The organism is Citrobacter sp. C1 (assembly GCF_014596895.2).
GTDB classification, from domain to species: Bacteria; Pseudomonadota; Gammaproteobacteria; order Enterobacterales; family Enterobacteriaceae; genus Citrobacter; species Citrobacter gillenii.
Map to the genome: position 1 here is coordinate 1 of NZ_CP115035.1, position 15,781 is coordinate 15,781.

At 53.4% G+C, this 15,781-nt stretch carries 15 protein-coding genes and 1 other annotated feature; of the genes, 12 read left to right on the forward strand and 3 right to left on the reverse strand.

The window, feature by feature from the left end; translation table 11 throughout:
- From dnaA to yidA, 5 genes are all read left to right on the forward strand, one after another.
- The gene (gene dnaA, locus IB214_RS00005) at window positions 1-1,404 is read left to right on the forward strand and encodes a chromosomal replication initiator protein DnaA (protein WP_117342601.1); all 1,404 of its coding nucleotides are present in this window, start codon (window positions 1-3) and stop codon (window positions 1,402-1,404) included.
- A 4-nt stretch (window positions 1,405-1,408) separates the two neighbouring features.
- Entirely contained in the window at window positions 1,409-2,509 is a 1,101-nt protein-coding gene (dnaN, locus tag IB214_RS00010; protein WP_096758997.1) for a DNA polymerase III subunit beta, read from the forward strand.
- 146 nt (window positions 2,510-2,655) lie between these two features.
- Window positions 2,656-3,729 (forward strand): DNA replication/repair protein RecF, encoded by a 1,074-nt coding sequence (recF, locus tag IB214_RS00015; protein ID WP_117342600.1) that lies wholly within the window; start codon window positions 2,656-2,658, stop codon window positions 3,727-3,729.
- Between the two features lie 28 nt (window positions 3,730-3,757).
- Window positions 3,758-6,172, forward strand: a complete 2,415-nt coding sequence (gyrB, locus tag IB214_RS00020; RefSeq protein ID WP_115257112.1) for a DNA topoisomerase (ATP-hydrolyzing) subunit B — start codon at window positions 3,758-3,760, stop codon at window positions 6,170-6,172.
- A 213-nt stretch (window positions 6,173-6,385) separates the two neighbouring features.
- The gene (gene yidA, locus IB214_RS00025; protein ID WP_115257113.1) at window positions 6,386-7,198 is read left to right on the forward strand and encodes a sugar-phosphatase; all 813 of its coding nucleotides are present in this window, start codon (window positions 6,386-6,388) and stop codon (window positions 7,196-7,198) included.
- A gap of 5 nt (window positions 7,199-7,203) precedes the next feature.
- Here the strand turns inward: yidA and cbrA are convergent, their stop codons facing one another.
- Complete coding sequence (cbrA, locus tag IB214_RS00030) at window positions 7,204-8,331, reverse strand: colicin M resistance lipid reductase CbrA (RefSeq protein ID WP_117342599.1); 1,128 nt, start codon at window positions 8,329-8,331, stop codon at window positions 7,204-7,206.
- Between the two features lie 99 nt (window positions 8,332-8,430).
- Here cbrA and IB214_RS00035 point away from each other — a divergent pair, with 99 nt between their 5' ends.
- Entirely contained in the window at window positions 8,431-9,657 is a 1,227-nt protein-coding gene (locus tag IB214_RS00035; RefSeq protein ID WP_117342598.1) for a DUF3748 domain-containing protein, read from the forward strand.
- 1 nt (window position 9,658) lies between these two features.
- Here IB214_RS00035 and IB214_RS00040 read toward each other — a convergent pair whose 3' ends face one another.
- Window positions 9,659-9,991 (reverse strand): YceK/YidQ family lipoprotein, encoded by a 333-nt coding sequence (locus IB214_RS00040; RefSeq protein ID WP_096759493.1) that lies wholly within the window; start codon window positions 9,989-9,991, stop codon window positions 9,659-9,661.
- Window positions 9,992-10,231: 240 nt separating this feature from the next.
- Window positions 10,232-10,304: a sequence feature (ROSE (Repression Of Heat Shock gene Expression) occurs in the 5'-region of heat shock genes and acts as an RNA thermometer to modulate expression.), on the forward strand.
- Here IB214_RS00040 and ibpA point away from each other — a divergent pair.
- The 6 genes from ibpA (at window position 10,298) to IB214_RS00070 (ending at window position 14,432) form a co-directional block, all read left to right on the forward strand.
- Window positions 10,298-10,711: a small heat shock chaperone IbpA gene (gene ibpA / locus IB214_RS00045; protein WP_045448945.1), complete on the forward strand. Its 414-nt coding sequence runs from the start codon at window positions 10,298-10,300 to the stop codon at window positions 10,709-10,711. It overlaps the preceding feature by 7 nt.
- A gap of 94 nt (window positions 10,712-10,805) precedes the next feature.
- Window positions 10,806-11,234, forward strand: coding sequence for a small heat shock chaperone IbpB (ibpB, locus tag IB214_RS00050; RefSeq protein ID WP_096759003.1), 429 nt, complete (start codon window positions 10,806-10,808; stop codon window positions 11,232-11,234).
- Window positions 11,235-11,358: 124 nt separating this feature from the next.
- Window positions 11,359-13,020 (forward strand): putative transporter, encoded by a 1,662-nt coding sequence (locus IB214_RS00055; protein ID WP_117342597.1) that lies wholly within the window; start codon window positions 11,359-11,361, stop codon window positions 13,018-13,020.
- A gap of 185 nt (window positions 13,021-13,205) precedes the next feature.
- Entirely contained in the window at window positions 13,206-13,553 is a 348-nt protein-coding gene (locus IB214_RS00060) for a DUF202 domain-containing protein (protein ID WP_117342596.1), read from the forward strand.
- Complete coding sequence (locus IB214_RS00065; protein WP_115257118.1) at window positions 13,543-13,905, forward strand: DUF202 domain-containing protein; 363 nt, start codon at window positions 13,543-13,545, stop codon at window positions 13,903-13,905. The genes IB214_RS00060 and IB214_RS00065 overlap by 11 nt, the downstream gene beginning before the upstream one ends.
- On the forward strand, window positions 13,902-14,432 hold the full coding sequence (locus tag IB214_RS00070; protein ID WP_115257119.1) for a radical SAM protein: 531 nt from the start codon (window positions 13,902-13,904) through the stop codon (window positions 14,430-14,432). The genes IB214_RS00065 and IB214_RS00070 overlap by 4 nt, the downstream gene beginning before the upstream one ends.
- A 12-nt stretch (window positions 14,433-14,444) precedes the next feature.
- Here IB214_RS00070 and dsdA read toward each other — a convergent pair whose 3' ends face one another.
- Window positions 14,445-15,767, reverse strand: a complete 1,323-nt coding sequence (dsdA, locus tag IB214_RS00075) for a D-serine ammonia-lyase (RefSeq protein ID WP_117342595.1) — start codon at window positions 15,765-15,767, stop codon at window positions 14,445-14,447.
- Window positions 15,768-15,781: the final 14 nt, after the last annotated feature.

A 15,781-nucleotide genomic window follows, 5' to 3' on the forward strand; every position in this document is an offset into this window, starting at 1 on the left:
GTGTCACTTTCGCTTTGGCAGCAGTGTCTTGCCCGATTGCAGGATGAGTTACCAGCCACAGAATTCAGTATGTGGATACGCCCGTTGCAGGCGGAACTGAGCGATAACACGCTGGCTTTGTATGCGCCAAACCGTTTTGTGCTCGATTGGGTAAGGGACAAATACCTTAATAATATTAATGGATTGCTGAATAACTTCTGCGGAGCAGATGCCCCACAGCTACGCTTTGAAGTCGGTACCAAACCCGTCACGCAAACGCTGAAGACGCCGGTTAATCACGTTGTCGCACCTGCGTATGTAGCGCAACAAGTTCAGCCGCAACGAGCTGCACCTGCAGCACGTCCGGGTTGGGATAACGTCCCGGCCCCGGCAGAACCAACCTATCGCTCTAACGTCAACGTCAAACACACGTTTGATAACTTCGTTGAAGGTAAATCTAACCAACTGGCGCGCGCGGCGGCTCGTCAGGTGGCGGACAATCCTGGCGGCGCCTACAATCCTCTATTCCTTTATGGCGGCACCGGTCTGGGTAAAACCCACCTGTTGCATGCTGTGGGTAACGGGATTATGGCGCGCAAGCCGAATGCAAAAGTGGTGTATATGCACTCCGAGCGTTTTGTACAGGACATGGTTAAAGCCCTACAAAACAATGCGATCGAAGAGTTTAAACGCTACTACCGTTCGGTTGATGCGTTGCTGATTGACGATATTCAATTCTTTGCTAATAAAGAACGATCCCAGGAAGAGTTTTTCCACACCTTCAATGCCCTGCTGGAAGGTAATCAGCAGATCATCCTGACGTCGGATCGCTATCCGAAGGAGATCAATGGCGTTGAAGATCGTCTGAAATCCCGCTTTGGCTGGGGACTGACCGTCGCGATCGAACCACCTGAACTGGAAACGCGCGTTGCGATCCTGATGAAAAAAGCTGACGAAAACGATATTCGTCTGCCAGGCGAGGTGGCGTTCTTTATTGCCAAGCGTTTACGCTCTAACGTGCGTGAACTGGAAGGCGCACTGAACCGCGTGATTGCTAACGCCAACTTTACTGGCCGGGCGATTACTATCGATTTTGTGCGTGAGGCGCTGCGCGACCTGCTGGCATTACAGGAAAAACTGGTCACCATCGACAATATTCAAAAGACGGTGGCAGAGTATTACAAAATCAAAATTGCGGATCTGCTTTCTAAGCGTCGATCTCGCTCGGTAGCGCGTCCGCGTCAGATGGCGATGGCGCTGGCAAAAGAGCTTACCAACCACAGTTTGCCGGAAATTGGCGACGCCTTTGGTGGGCGTGACCATACTACCGTGCTTCATGCCTGTCGCAAGATTGAACAGTTGCGTGAAGAAAGCCATGATATTAAAGAAGATTTCTCCAATTTAATCAGAACATTATCTTCGTGACGCTATGAAATTTACCGTTGAACGTGAACATTTATTAAAACCGCTTCAGCAGGTCAGCGGCCCGCTGGGTGGTCGTCCTACGCTGCCGATCCTCGGAAACCTGTTACTACAGGTTGCGGATGGAACGCTTTCTCTGACCGGTACCGATCTCGAGATGGAGATGGTGGCACGCGTTGCGCTGATCCAGCCGCATGAACCCGGTGCGACCACCGTCCCGGCGCGTAAATTCTTCGACATTTGTCGTGGTTTGCCGGAAGGTGCGGAAATTGCTGTCCAGTTGGAAGGTGACCGCATGCTGGTGCGTTCTGGCCGCAGCCGTTTCTCGCTGTCCACGCTGCCTGCCGCCGACTTCCCGAATCTGGATGACTGGCAGAGTGAAGTTGAATTCACGCTGCCGCAGGCGACGATGAAGCGTCTGATTGAAGCCACGCAGTTTTCGATGGCTCATCAGGATGTGCGCTATTACTTAAACGGCATGCTGTTTGAAACCGAAGGTGAAGAACTGCGTACCGTGGCGACCGACGGTCACCGCCTGGCGGTGTGCTCTATGCCGGTGGGTCAATCGCTGCCCAGTCATTCGGTGATCGTGCCGCGTAAAGGCGTGATTGAACTGATGCGTATGCTCGACGGCGGCGACAACCCGCTGCGCGTGCAGATTGGCAGCAACAACATCCGTGCGCATGTTGGCGATTTCATCTTTACCTCCAAGCTGGTAGATGGACGTTTCCCGGATTACCGTCGCGTACTGCCGAAGAATCCAGACAAACATCTGGAGGCGGGCTGCGATATCCTTAAGCAGGCGTTTGCCCGTGCGGCCATACTCTCCAATGAGAAATTCCGCGGTGTACGTCTGTACGTCAGCGAAAACCAGCTCAAAATTACGGCCAACAACCCAGAGCAGGAAGAAGCGGAAGAGATTCTCGATGTCACCTATCCTGGGACTGAAATGGAAATCGGCTTCAATGTTAGCTACGTGCTGGACGTACTGAACGCGCTGAAGTGCGAAAACGTCCGTATTATGCTGACCGATTCCGTATCGAGCGTACAGATTGAAGATGCAGCGTCACAATCCGCAGCCTACGTTGTTATGCCAATGAGACTGTAGTGGAAAATATCGGGCTATCTTACTTGCCATTTTCAACCTGGGCTGTGCTCGCCCCTGTCACGTACTTCGTGTACGCTCCAGGGTCTGCGCGCAGTCCGCGTTGAAACTGGCTGCGCCGATAACGCCCTGGCCCAAAGAACGCTGATATGTCACTGACGCGCTTGCTCATCAAAGACTTCCGCAATATTGAAAATGCGGATCTCACTTTATCTCCCGGCTTTAACTTCCTGGTCGGCGCTAACGGCAGCGGCAAAACCAGCGTGCTGGAAGCTATTTATACGCTCGGTCACGGTCGGGCGTTTCGCAGTGTGCAGATTGGCCGCGTCATTCGCCACGAGCAGGAGTCGTTTGTACTCCACGGGCGTTTGCAGGGCGCTGAGCGTGAAACCTCGATTGGCCTGACCAAAGACAAGCTGGGTGACAGCAAAGTGCGCATTGACGGAACTGACGGTCATAAGGTTGCCGAACTGGCGCACCTGATGCCGATGCAGCTGATAACGCCTGAGGGGTTTACTTTACTCAATGGCGGCCCCAAATACAGAAGAGCATTCCTTGACTGGGGATGCTTTCACAATGAAGCCGGATTCTTTACCGCCTGGAGCAACCTTAAGCGATTGCTAAAGCAGCGCAATGCGGCGCTGCGCCAGGTGAGTCGTTATGAGCAACTGCGCCCGTGGGATCGAGAGTTGATCCCGCTGGCGGAACAAATCAGCACCTGGCGCGCGGAGTACAGCGCCGGTATCGCGCAGGATATGGCGGATACCTGCCAGCAGTTTCTTCCCGAGTTTTCACTCTCTTTCTCTTTCCAGCGTGGCTGGGAGAAAGAGACCGACTACGCTGAGGTGCTGGAACGCAGTTTTGAACGCGATCGCATGTTGACCTACACCGCGCACGGCCCGCACAAAGCGGATTTCCGCATACGTGCCGACGGTGCACCGGTGGAAGATACGTTGTCGCGTGGGCAGTTAAAACTGCTGATGTGCGCCTTACGTCTGGCGCAAGGGGAGTTCCTGACGCGCGAAAGCGGACGGCGCTGCCTGTACCTGATAGATGATTTTGCCTCTGAACTGGATGATGCGCGTCGCGGACTGCTAGCCAGCCGCTTAAAAGCCACGCAATCTCAAGTCTTTGTCAGCGCAATTAGCGCTGAACACGTTATGGACATGTCGGACAAAAATTCGAAGATGTTCACCGTGGAAAAGGGTAAAATAACGGATTAACCCAAGATAAAATGAGCGAGAAACGTTGATGTCGAATTCTTATGACTCCTCCAGTATCAAAGTCCTGAAAGGACTGGATGCGGTGCGTAAGCGCCCGGGTATGTATATCGGCGACACGGATGACGGCACCGGTCTACACCACATGGTATTCGAGGTGGTAGATAACGCTATCGACGAAGCGCTCGCGGGTCACTGTAAAGATATCGTGGTGACAATCCACGCTGACAACTCCGTGTCCGTTACCGATGATGGTCGTGGTATCCCAACCGGTATCCACCCGGAAGAGGGCGTTTCGGCGGCCGAAGTGATCATGACCGTCCTGCACGCAGGCGGTAAATTCGATGATAACTCCTATAAAGTCTCCGGCGGTCTGCACGGCGTAGGTGTTTCCGTGGTTAACGCCCTGTCGCAGAAACTGGAGCTGGTGATTCGCCGCGAAGGTAAAGTGCATCAGCAAACTTACGTGCACGGCGTACCGCAGGCACCACTGGCCGTGACTGGCGAGACTGAAGCGACCGGTACCCAGGTGCGTTTCTGGCCAAGCCATGAAACCTTTACCAATGTCGTTGAGTTTGAATATGAGATTCTGGCGAAACGCCTGCGCGAGCTGTCATTCCTGAACTCCGGCGTATCCATCCGCCTGCGCGATAAGCGCGACGGCAAAGAAGATCATTTCCACTACGAAGGTGGCATCAAGGCGTTTGTTGAATACCTCAACAAAAACAAAACGCCGATCCACCCGAATATCTTCTACTTCTCCACCGAAAAAGACGGTATTGGCGTCGAAGTTGCGCTGCAGTGGAACGATGGTTTCCAGGAAAACATCTACTGCTTCACCAACAACATTCCGCAGCGTGATGGCGGTACTCACCTTGCAGGCTTCCGTGCGGCGATGACCCGTACCCTGAACGCCTACATGGACAAAGAAGGCTACAGCAAAAAAGCGAAAGTCAGCGCCACCGGTGACGATGCCCGTGAAGGCCTGATTGCTGTCGTTTCCGTGAAAGTACCGGATCCGAAATTCTCCTCCCAGACCAAAGACAAGCTGGTCTCCTCCGAGGTGAAAACCGCAGTAGAACAGCAGATGAACGAACTGCTGAGCGAATACCTGCTGGAAAACCCGTCTGACGCGAAAATCGTCGTCGGTAAAATTATTGATGCGGCACGTGCCCGTGAAGCAGCACGTCGTGCACGTGAAATGACCCGTCGTAAGGGTGCGCTGGACTTAGCTGGCCTGCCGGGCAAACTGGCGGACTGTCAGGAACGCGACCCGGCCCACTCTGAACTGTACCTGGTGGAAGGGGACTCAGCGGGCGGCTCTGCGAAGCAGGGACGTAACCGTAAGAACCAGGCGATTCTGCCGCTGAAGGGTAAAATCCTTAACGTTGAGAAGGCGCGCTTCGACAAGATGCTCTCTTCTCAGGAAGTGGCAACGCTGATTACCGCGCTCGGCTGCGGTATTGGTCGCGACGAATACAACCCGGATAAACTGCGTTATCACAGCATCATCATCATGACCGATGCGGACGTCGACGGCTCGCACATTCGTACGTTGCTGTTGACCTTCTTCTATCGTCAGATGCCGGAAATCGTTGAACGCGGCCACGTCTACATTGCACAGCCACCGCTGTACAAAGTGAAGAAAGGCAAGCAGGAACAGTACATCAAAGACGATGAAGCGATGGATCAGTACCAGATCTCTATTGCTCTTGATGGCGCTACGCTACACACCAATGCCCACGCTCCGGCGCTGGCGGGTGAAGCGCTGGAAAAGCTGGTGTCTGAATACAATGCCACGCAGAAAATGATTGGTCGTATGGAGCGCCGCTTCCCGCGCTCGTTGCTGAAAGAACTGGTTTATCAACCGACGCTGGCCGAAGCCGATTTGGCTGATGAAGAGAAAGTCACGGCCTGGGTTTCCCAGCTGGTGAACGTGCTGAATGAAAACGAAATGCACGGTAGCACCTGGAATAGCTTTGTACGTAAAGACGCCGAGCTGAACCTGTTTGAACCGGTTATCCGCGTGCGTACCCACGGGGTCGATACCGACTATCCTCTGGAGCATGAGTTTGTGACCGGAGGTGAATACCGTCGTCTCTGCACGCTGGGTGAGAAACTGCGTGGCCTGATCGAAGACGATGCGTTTATCGAACGTGGTGAGCGTCGTCAGCCGGTTACCAGCTTCGAGCAGGCGCTGGACTGGCTGGTGAAAGAGTCCCGCCGTGGTCTGTCTATTCAGCGTTATAAAGGCCTGGGCGAAATGAACCCGGATCAGCTGTGGGAAACCACCATGGATCCGGAAAGCCGTCGTATGCTGCGTGTGACGGTGAAAGACGCGATTGCTGCCGACCAGTTGTTCACTACGCTGATGGGCGACGCCGTTGAACCGCGTCGTGCGTTTATCGAAGAGAACGCCCTGAAAGCGGCAAATATCGATATCTAATGTGTAACTCAGGCCTGCTCCTGTAGGCCTGATAAGCGCAGCGTCATCAGGCAGTTCGTCAGTTTTTGCCGGATGGCGGCTTAGGCCTTATCCGGCCTACCATCGATTGTCAAAAGGGGGATCCCGGTTCCCCTTCCTATCCCCCTTTTCGTAGCTGTTTTTTGAGCGGAATCGCGTTAGCATGAGGACGGACTCATTTAATCCGGGGAACTCATGGCTATCAAACTTATTGCTATCGACATGGATGGCACACTTCTGCTGCCCGATCACACCATTTCACCTGCAGTCAAAAATGCAATTGCTGCGGCGCGCGCGCGCGGGATAAACGTGGTGCTGACCACTGGCCGTCCGTATGCCGGCGTCCACAGCTACTTGAAAGAACTTCATATGGAACAACCCGGCGACTACTGCATTACCTACAACGGGGCGCTGGTGCAGAAAGCAGGGGATGGCAGCACCGTTGCCCAAACGGCGTTGAGCTATGACGATTATCGTTACCTGGAACAACTCTCCCGGGAAGTCGGTTCACACTTCCACGCCCTCGATCGCAACACGCTGTATACCGCTAACCGAGATATCAGCTACTACACGGTGCATGAATCGTTTATCGCGACCATTCCGCTGGTGTTCTGCGAAGCCGAGAAGATGGACCCGGCGACTCAGTTCCTGAAAGTAATGATGATTGATGAACCAGAAATCCTCGATAAAGCCATCTCACGCATTCCGGCAGAGGTGAAAGAGAAATATACAGTGCTGAAAAGTGCGCCGTACTTCCTCGAAATTCTGGATAAACGCGTCAATAAAGGCACCGGTGTGAAATCGCTGGCCGATGCGCTGGGCATTAAAGCCGAAGAGGTTATGGCGATTGGCGATCAGGAAAACGACATCGCGATGATCGAATATGCCGGTATGGGCGTAGCCATGGATAACGCAATTCCCTCGGTAAAAGAAATCGCCAACTTCGTCACCAAATCTAATCTTGAAGACGGCGTTGCGTATGCCATTGAGAAATTTGCGCTGAATTAGGTCCGCTATGGGCAAATGCCTTGCCGCATTTGCCCAACGTCTTTTTCATCCGTTGTCGTTATTGATTCAGGGTATTCGGCCTGCGGAATATGCGCCACGCCGCTGCGCATTATCCATTTACGGGAAAATGCGGACGTTAGCGCCCGGCTCTTGAGGATTTTTCCATACAGCTTGATACGCAGCTTGCGGGTTGCTTTGCGATAGGCTTTATTTTTGTCTACCACGTCCTGCAACAGTACGGATTTAAGGATTTCCGCGCTGTCCAGCGCATAGCTAATACCTTCCAGTGAACTGGCGCTAATAAATCCGGCGGCTTCACCAATCAGAAAGGCGTTCTCCTCGCCGCAGACGAAATCCTTCCAGCGTGACGGGAACAGGACTGTACATTTTTCGCTTTTCACCGGTTTGCCAAACTGGAAATGGAACGCTTCCATCCTGGTTTTCAGCATGTCAAAACGTGCCTGACCGTCCTTCATTGGGTAAGCACCCCCGAAGATAAAAAAGCCGTCTTTGCTGATACTCCAGGAATAACAGTCCGTAGCATCGTTATCAAAAATACACGAGTAGAACGGGACAGGGTGTTGTTCCGTAAACCACTGTTGGATAGCAACATATTTACGGATCTGGTGTTGTGGATAGAGATGACGGCGCACCAGCGAATTCGCCCCGTCGGCACCGATCAGATAGCGAGCCGTAATCTGCTGTTCCCAGCCGTCTGCACGGAATATCACATGCCATTTATCGCCCTCGCGCCAGACTTTACGACACAGGCTGTCATGGTAAACCTGCACATCGTCAGGGATGAGTGATTTCATCCATAAATCAAAAGCATGGCGATCGATATTGATATAACTACGCTGGTAGTTTCGGGCCAGAGAGGCGGCCACATCGACCGTTTTAACGCTGAATATCTGCGGATTGGCAATAACATCAACGGGGAGCGTGATCCCGTCGCGGATAAATGAACGTTGGGCGTCAGGAGCCAGTAGGCCTCCGCAGGGTTTGGTGAACCCTTCAGTCCCGCACTGGCGCTTTTTATCCAGAGCAATCACGCGCATTTTTCCGCTCAACTGCCGCGCCAGCGCCGCACCTGCCGGGCCTAAACCGATAATCGCCACGTCAAAATGTTCCATCTTTCTGCCCATAGTAAGTGAGATGAGCATACGCTAAAGCCTGAAAGTGAAGTCCTTGTGAAGTATGATTGCTGAAATTGTCTCGTATCAGGGCATCCCATGAAGCAAGTCACCTTTACGCCGCGTCATCACCAACTGACCAATATCAATACCTGGACCCCGGACAGCCAGTGGCTGGTTTTTGATGTGCGACCCTCCGGCGCATCGTTTACCGGCGAGACCATTGAACGCGTCAATATTCACACTGGCGAGGTGGAGGTGGTTTATCGCGCGACGCAACAGGCACACGTTGGCGTGGTGACCGTTCATCCGAAGTCTGAAAAATACGTGTTCATTCACGGACCTGAAAATCCTGATGAAACATGGCATTACGACTTTCATCACCGTCGCGGAGTCATTGCCGGGCAGGGTGATGTGACGAATCTGGACGCGATGGATATTACTGTCCCGTATACCCCTGGCGCACTGCGCGGCGGCAGCCATGTACATGTTTTTAGCCCGAACGGCGAGTTTGTCAGCTTCACCTATAACGACCATGTGTTGCGTGAGCGTTCCCCGGCGCTGGATTTACGTAACGTTGGCGTGGCTTCGCCGTACGGTCCGGTGACGGTTTCCGTTCAGCATCCGCGCGAGTACAGCGGAAGTCACTGGTGCGTACTGGTAAGCCAGACTACGCCTGCGCCACAGCCGGGTAGCGATGAGATTAACCGTGCCTATGAAGAGGGCTGGGTGGGGAACCACGCGCTGGCGTTTATCGGTGATACGTTGTCAGTCAATGGTGAGAAAGTACCTGAACTGTTTATTGTCGATTTACCGCAGGATGAAAGTGGCTGGAAGCAACCGGGCGATGTACCGCTTGAAGGCAGCGAATCAACAATGCCAGCCCCGCCGGCTGGCGTGGTTCAGCGCCGCCTGACGTTTACTCACGACCGCGCTTTCCCAGGGCTGGTGAATCAGCCGCGTCACTGGGTGCGCAGTCATCCCCTGGCATCAGAGATTGCGTTTTTGATGCGTGATGATCATGGCGTGGTGCAGCTCTGGTTGATTTCACCTCAGGGCGGTGCACCGCGCCAGTTAACTCACTGTTCGAGTGATATTCAGTCCGCCTTTAACTGGCATCCGTCAGGGCAATGGTTGGGATTCGTGCTGGAAAATAGAATTGCCTGCTGTGATGCACAGACGGGAGAGATTGATTTTTTAACGAAAAGTCACGAAGCCCCTCCGTCTGCTGATGCGATCGTTTTCTCGCCTGATGGGCAGCAGGTTGCGTGGATGGAGAACGTCGAGGGTTTCCGCCAGCTATGGGTGACAGAAACCGGGCGTTAACTTAAGGGGCTGGCATTGTTGCCGGGGGGATCACGTCGTTAATGGCTTGCGTGCTCTCCTCGCTTCTTTCTACGCGCGATCTTACCGAGCTATCGGTACGGAAGAAATCCCACGGGAGCAGTAGCGTATCCAGCACGGCGGTAAATGGCATATCAAGAATCGCCAGTGACTTGGTTCCCCAGTTGGTATCGCTCTCGCTAATCATCGTGGCGCTGGCACGCGTACCAGGATACGTTCCCTCTTTGCCACCGGTGTGCGACATGACGCTGGAGCACCCGCTCACAACAACCATTCCGCTGCACATCATCAGTGTTAACAACATTTTTCTAATCATCATTTTTTCATCTGTTAAACATCGGTGTTTGCATGGTGAGTTATAGCGATCCGTTGCGAAAAATAACATCACCATTCTGTCGCACTGTGGTGGCTATCGCACTCTAACGATAACAACTGTTCCCCCAGTGTATGCAATAGACAACAAACTGCAAAAAAAGTCGGATGAATACGCTTGAAAAGTTTGTATCAAGACCCATTTTTAGGATGTAGGCAAATGAAGGGCACGCCTGATGGGTGTTCTGGCTACCTGACCTGTCCATGATGGAAGGTCTAACATTCTCGCTGATTTCAGGAGCTATTGATTATGCGTAACTTTGACTTATCCCCGTTATACCGTTCTGCAATTGGTTTTGATCGTCTGTTTAACCTGCTGGAAAGCAATCAGAGCCAGAGTAATGGCGGCTACCCTCCGTATAACGTCGAGCTGGTAGACGAAAACCATTACCGTATTGCGATTGCCGTTGCGGGCTTTGCTGAAAGCGAGCTGGAAATTACCGCCCAGGACAATTTGCTGGTGGTGAAAGGCGCTCATGCAGACGAGCAAAAAGAACGTACTTACCTGTATCAGGGTATTGCCGAGCGCAACTTTGAACGCAAGTTCCAGTTGGCGGAGAACATTCATGTTCGTGGCGCAAACTTGGTGAATGGTCTGCTGTATATCGAGCTTGAGCGCGTGATTCCGGAAGCGAACAAACCGCGCCGTATCGAAATCAACTAATTCAGTGGGCCGCGTCAGGCGGCCCTGCTAAGCAATCAGCTTGCCGTCAGGGAGCTGAAAGGTATTTACTCGCTTCTTAGAAGGAGAAATGAATATGCGTAACTACGATTTATCCCCGCTGCTGCGTCAATGGATCGGTTTTGACAAACTGGCCAATGCACTGCAAAACACCGGCGAAAGCCAGAGCTTCCCACCCTATAACATCGAAAAGAGCGACGATAACCACTATCGCATTACGCTTGCGTTAGCCGGTTTCCGTCAGGAAGATCTGGATATTCAGCTGGAAGGTACGCGTCTGACCGTGAAAGGTACGCCTGAGCAGCCGGAAAAAGAGACCAAGTGGCTGCATCAGGGGCTGGTGACACAATCCTTCAGCCTGAGCTTTACCCTGGCTGAAAATATGGAAGTCTCCGGCGCGAGCTTCACCAATGGTTTGCTGCACATCGATTTAATTCGCAACGAACCTGAAACGGTCCCACCGCAGCGGATCACCATCAGCGAACGTCCCGCATTAAATAGCTAATTAGCTCCTTGCCTTTGCCCCGCCAGAAATGACGGGGCTTTTTTGTGCTTTACCACCCATACATTGCGACTGTACTCTGCCAGAATCCATCTACTTAATGATGTTATTCACAGGGAACAGAAGAATGAGTGATATAGCATTGACGGTCAGCGTTCTGGCATTGGTGGCGGTTGTCGGGTTATGGATCGGCAACATTAAAGTCCGGGGTGTGGGTTTTGGCATCGGAGGCGTGCTGTTTGGCGGTATTATCGTCGGACATTTTGTCGATCAGGCAGGGATGACCCTGAGCGGCGATATGCTGCATTTTATTCAGGAATTCGGCCTGATACTCTTCGTGTACACCATCGGTATCCAGGTGGGGCCGGGATTCTTTGCTTCGCTGCGTGTTTCGGGCCTGCGCCTGAATCTGTTCGCCGTGCTGATTGTCATTATAGGGGGGCTGGTTACCGCTCTCCTGCATAAAATTTTTGCTATACCTCTTCCCGTGGTGCTGGGCATATTCTCCGGTGCCGTCACTAATACTCCGGCGCTGGGTGCTGGACAGCAAATCCTGCGCGATCTGGGTACGCCCATGGATGTCGTGGACCAGATGGGGATGAGCTACGCCATGGCTTATCCTTTTGGTATTTGCGGTATCTTGCTCACGATGTGGTTAATGCGCCTTATCTTCCGCGTTAACGTCGAGGCAGAAGCACAGCAGCACGAATCAACGCGGACCAACGGTCAGGCGCTGATTCAGACCATGAACATCCGCGTTGAAAACCCGAACCTGAATAATATGGCGATTCAGGACGTCCCCATTCTGAACAGCGATAAAATTATCTGCTCGCGTCTGAAGCGGGATGAGACACTGATGGTGCCGTCGCCGGGAACCATTATCCAGATGGGCGACCTGCTCCACCTGGTCGGGCAGCCCGATGACCTGCACAACGCGCTGGTAGTGATCGGTCAGGAAGTTGATACCTCGCTGTCGACGCGAGGCACGGATTTGCGCGTCGAGCGTGTGGTGGTGACCAACGAACAGGTGCTGGGTAAACGGATCCGCGATCTGCATTTCAAAGAACGCTATGACGTTGTTATCTCGCGCCTGAACCGCGCAGGCGTTGAGCTGGTCGCCAGCAGCGACGCCAGCCTGCAGTTTGGTGATATCCTCAATTTGGTGGGGCGGCCCTCGTCCATCGATGCCGTCGCTAATGTTGTCGGCAACGCGCAGCAAAAACTGCAGCAGGTACAGATGCTGCCAGTGTTTATCGGTATCGGACTTGGGGTTTTACTGGGTTCTATTCCGCTGTTTATTCCTGGCTTCCCGGTGGCGTTAAAGCTGGGCCTGGCTGGTGGGCCGCTGATTATGGCGCTGATACTTGGGCGTATTGGCAGCATCGGCAAGCTGTACTGGTTTATGCCGCCGAGCGCTAACCTGGCGTTGCGCGAACTGGGGATTGTGCTCTTTCTCGCGGTGGTTGGCCTGAAATCGGGTGGTGATTTTGTCGATACATTAACCCAGGGCGATGGCTTAAGCTGGGTGGGTTACGGTATTTTCATTACCGCCGTTCCGCTGATCACCGTTGGTTTGCTGGCGCGGCTGCTCACTAAAATGAACTACCTCACGCTGTGCGGAATGCTGGCCGGTTCGATGACCGATCCACCGGCATTGGCTTTTGCCAACAACCTGCACGCTACCAGCGGTGCGGCGGCGCTTTCCTATGCCACGGTCTACCCACTGGTGATGTTCCTGCGCATTATCACCCCCCAACTGCTGGCGGTGATCTTCTGGGGGATGGGTTAACACTGACTTATCCGGCCTGCCTGGTCTGTAGGCCGGATAAGACGCAATTCGCCATCCGGCACCATAAGGTGCGTCTCTCTTTTCTTTTGTCTCATCACATTACGTCCTCGTTCGTTTGAGAATCAGGTTCATACTCCTTAACTGTTCCGGTATAACGACCAGACAACAACATTGAAGGAGCCATAATGAAGATTTCCCGCCTCGGAGAAGCGCCGGATTACCGCTTCTCGCTGGCAAATGAGCGTACGTTTTTGGCGTGGATCCGCACCGCGCTGGGGTTTCTGGCCGCCGGTGTGGGTCTTGATCAACTGGCACCGGATTTCGCCACGCCGGTCATTCGCGAACTGCTGGTGCTGCTGCTGTGCCTGTTTGCCGGCGGTCTGGCGATTTATGGCTACCTGCGCTGGTTGCGGAATGAAAAGGCCATGCGCCTGAAAGAGGACCTGCCATACACGCATAGCCTGTTGATAATCAGTCTGATTTTGATGATTGTTGCGGTCATTGTGATGGGCCTGGTGCTGTATGCCGGATAGCCGTAAATCGCGACGTATTGCCGATCCGGGGCTGCAACCTGAGCGTACCTCGCTGGCCTGGTTTCGCACCCTGCTGGGTTACGGCGCGTTAATAGCGCTGGCGCTGAAACATAACTGGCATCAGGCCGGCTTTCTGTTTTGGGTGTCAATTGGGGTACTGGCAATTGTGGCGATAATTCTTTGGCGCTATACCCGGAGCCGTAACCTGATGGACGTCACGCATAGTGATTTTTCTGAATCTCGCGCGGTGCGTGACAAATTTATGATCTCCCTCGCGGTGTTATCTCTCGCAATACTGTTTGCTGTAACACACGTTCGCCAACTTATCGTATATCTCGGGAATTTTGTATGACGGAGTGTGAGCACATGGATGTTAGTGAGGGAATGATTAAGGTGGTGGTAGATCGGCTGAAATGCAATCAACCTATTGATTTATATCGCAATATACAAAAATCAGGCGTTCGTTCGGTGCAGTTTGTTCCCTTAGTTGAACGCGATGAAAAAGGGTGTCTGACCGCGGGTTCCGTTACAGCGGAAGACTGGGGACATTTTTTAAATACGGTATTTGATATCTGGGTTCGTGAGGATATTACGCGAATATCTATTCCGCTTTTTGATGAAACGTTGAATCGGTGGTGTGGTCGAACGGGACAAACTAATCGACAGACGATTTCACAGATGAGCGTGCGCTGTCAGTCATGTTCCCTGTTGCAATTCTATCGTGGCGATTGCCCTGCATTTTGTGATGATAGCGGCAAGGGTGGACTGTGTGCAGGCTATCAAGCTTTCTTTGACCACACGGCTCCGCATATGCGCGTTATGCGCGACCTGCTGAAGCAGCATCGCTCACCGATGGAACTGATGGCGATGCTGCGTTAAGGTCAACGGCGTTTAGCGCCCTTTCGCCAGGTACTGTGCCATTTCGGCTTCCGGCACCATGCCACCGCCGGTGGCCCACACCAGGTGCGTGGCGTTATTAAGTTGCTCAGCACTGAAACCGTGCATTTGTTGATAGTCAGTTGACGCGCAAACGCGCTGCGGACCGGCCATCCCCGCTAGTGCCGACGGCTCAAGGCGAATCCCTTCCTCCTGCGCCAGCCAGCCCAGCATGTCGTACATGGTCTGGTCATCAAGGGTGTACAAGCCGTCGAGTAGACGCTCCATCGCACGCCCCACAAAACCAGAAGCCCGACCCACCGCCAGGCCATCGGCTGCAGTCAGATTATCAATGCCAATCTCCTGTACAGAGATTTCATCGTGCAGCCCGGTGTAAACCCCGAGCAGCATGCACGGTGAATGGGTCGGCTCCGCAAAGAAGCAGTGTACGTTATCGCCGAACGCCAACTTCAGGCCAAATGCCACGCCGCCAGGGCCGCCGCCGACGCCGCATGGCAGATAAACAAACAACGGATGGTCGGCATCTACCACGCGGCCCTGCTGCGTGAACTGCGCCTTCAAACGCTGCCCGGCAACCGCATAGCCTAAGAACAGCGTGCGGGAATTTTCGTCGTCGATAAAGAAGCAGTTCGGGTCAGACTCCGCCGCCTTGCGGCCTTGTTCAACCGCCACGCCGTAATCTTCTTCATACTCCACTACCGTCACGCCGTGGCTGCGCAGTTTGGCTTTTTTCCAGGCGCGGGCGTCAGCAGACATATGCACCGTCACCTTAAAGCCAATGCAGGCGCTCATGATACCGATCGACATCCCGAGGTTACCGGTCGAGCCTACCGCGATGCTGTACTGGCTGAAGAACTGCTTGAACTCAGGTGAAAGCAGCACGCTGTAATCATCATCGGTGGTCAGCAGACCGGCTTCCAGCGCCAGTTTTTCGGCGTGAGTCAGTACTTCATAAATACCGCCACGGGCTTTAATCGAGCCGGAAATCGGCAGGTGGCTGTCCTTCTTCAACAGAATTTCGCCACTGATATTCTGGCCAAACTCTTTTTCCAGCCGTTTCTTCATGGCGGGAATAGCGGCCAGCTCAGATTCGATAATACCGCCGGTGGCCGCGGTTTCCGGGAAAGCTTTTGCCAGATACGGCGCAAAGCGCGCCAGACGGGCGTGAGCATCCTGAACGTCGTCTTCCGTCAGGCCAACATAGGGTAAACCTTCCGCAAGAGAGGTGGTGCCCGGGTTAAACCAGGTCGTTTCTTTCAGTGCGACCAGATCCTCCACTAACGGATACTGGGCGATGAGTTTTTGCATGTTTTCCATAGGACGTCTCTTTG

What these genes read in the sequence shown, in the direction of transcription:
- IB214_RS00060 (WP_117342596.1), top strand. Translation starts at nt 13,206, where the DNA reads ATGAAGATTTCCCGCCTCGGAGAAGCGCCGGATTACCGCTTCTCGCTG.
- gyrB (WP_115257112.1), top strand. Translation starts at nt 3,758, where the DNA reads ATGTCGAATTCTTATGACTCCTCCAGTATCAAAGTCCTGAAAGGACTG.
- yidA (WP_115257113.1), top strand. Translation starts at nt 6,386, where the DNA reads ATGGCTATCAAACTTATTGCTATCGACATGGATGGCACACTTCTGCTG.
- recF (WP_117342600.1), top strand. Translation starts at nt 2,656, where the DNA reads ATGTCACTGACGCGCTTGCTCATCAAAGACTTCCGCAATATTGAAAAT.
- ibpB (WP_096759003.1), top strand. Translation starts at nt 10,806, where the DNA reads ATGCGTAACTACGATTTATCCCCGCTGCTGCGTCAATGGATCGGTTTT.
- IB214_RS00040 (WP_096759493.1), bottom strand. Translation starts at nt 9,991, where the DNA reads ATGATTAGAAAAATGTTGTTAACACTGATGATGTGCAGCGGAATGGTT.
- dsdA (WP_117342595.1), bottom strand. Translation starts at nt 15,767, where the DNA reads ATGGAAAACATGCAAAAACTCATCGCCCAGTATCCGTTAGTGGAGGAT.
- IB214_RS00070 (WP_115257119.1), top strand. Translation starts at nt 13,902, where the DNA reads ATGACGGAGTGTGAGCACATGGATGTTAGTGAGGGAATGATTAAGGTG.
- IB214_RS00065 (WP_115257118.1), top strand. Translation starts at nt 13,543, where the DNA reads ATGCCGGATAGCCGTAAATCGCGACGTATTGCCGATCCGGGGCTGCAA.
- cbrA (WP_117342599.1), bottom strand. Translation starts at nt 8,331, where the DNA reads ATGGAACATTTTGACGTGGCGATTATCGGTTTAGGCCCGGCAGGTGCG.
- dnaN (WP_096758997.1), top strand. Translation starts at nt 1,409, where the DNA reads ATGAAATTTACCGTTGAACGTGAACATTTATTAAAACCGCTTCAGCAG.
- IB214_RS00035 (WP_117342598.1), top strand. Translation starts at nt 8,431, where the DNA reads ATGAAGCAAGTCACCTTTACGCCGCGTCATCACCAACTGACCAATATC.
- IB214_RS00055 (WP_117342597.1), top strand. Translation starts at nt 11,359, where the DNA reads ATGAGTGATATAGCATTGACGGTCAGCGTTCTGGCATTGGTGGCGGTT.
- ibpA (WP_045448945.1), top strand. Translation starts at nt 10,298, where the DNA reads ATGCGTAACTTTGACTTATCCCCGTTATACCGTTCTGCAATTGGTTTT.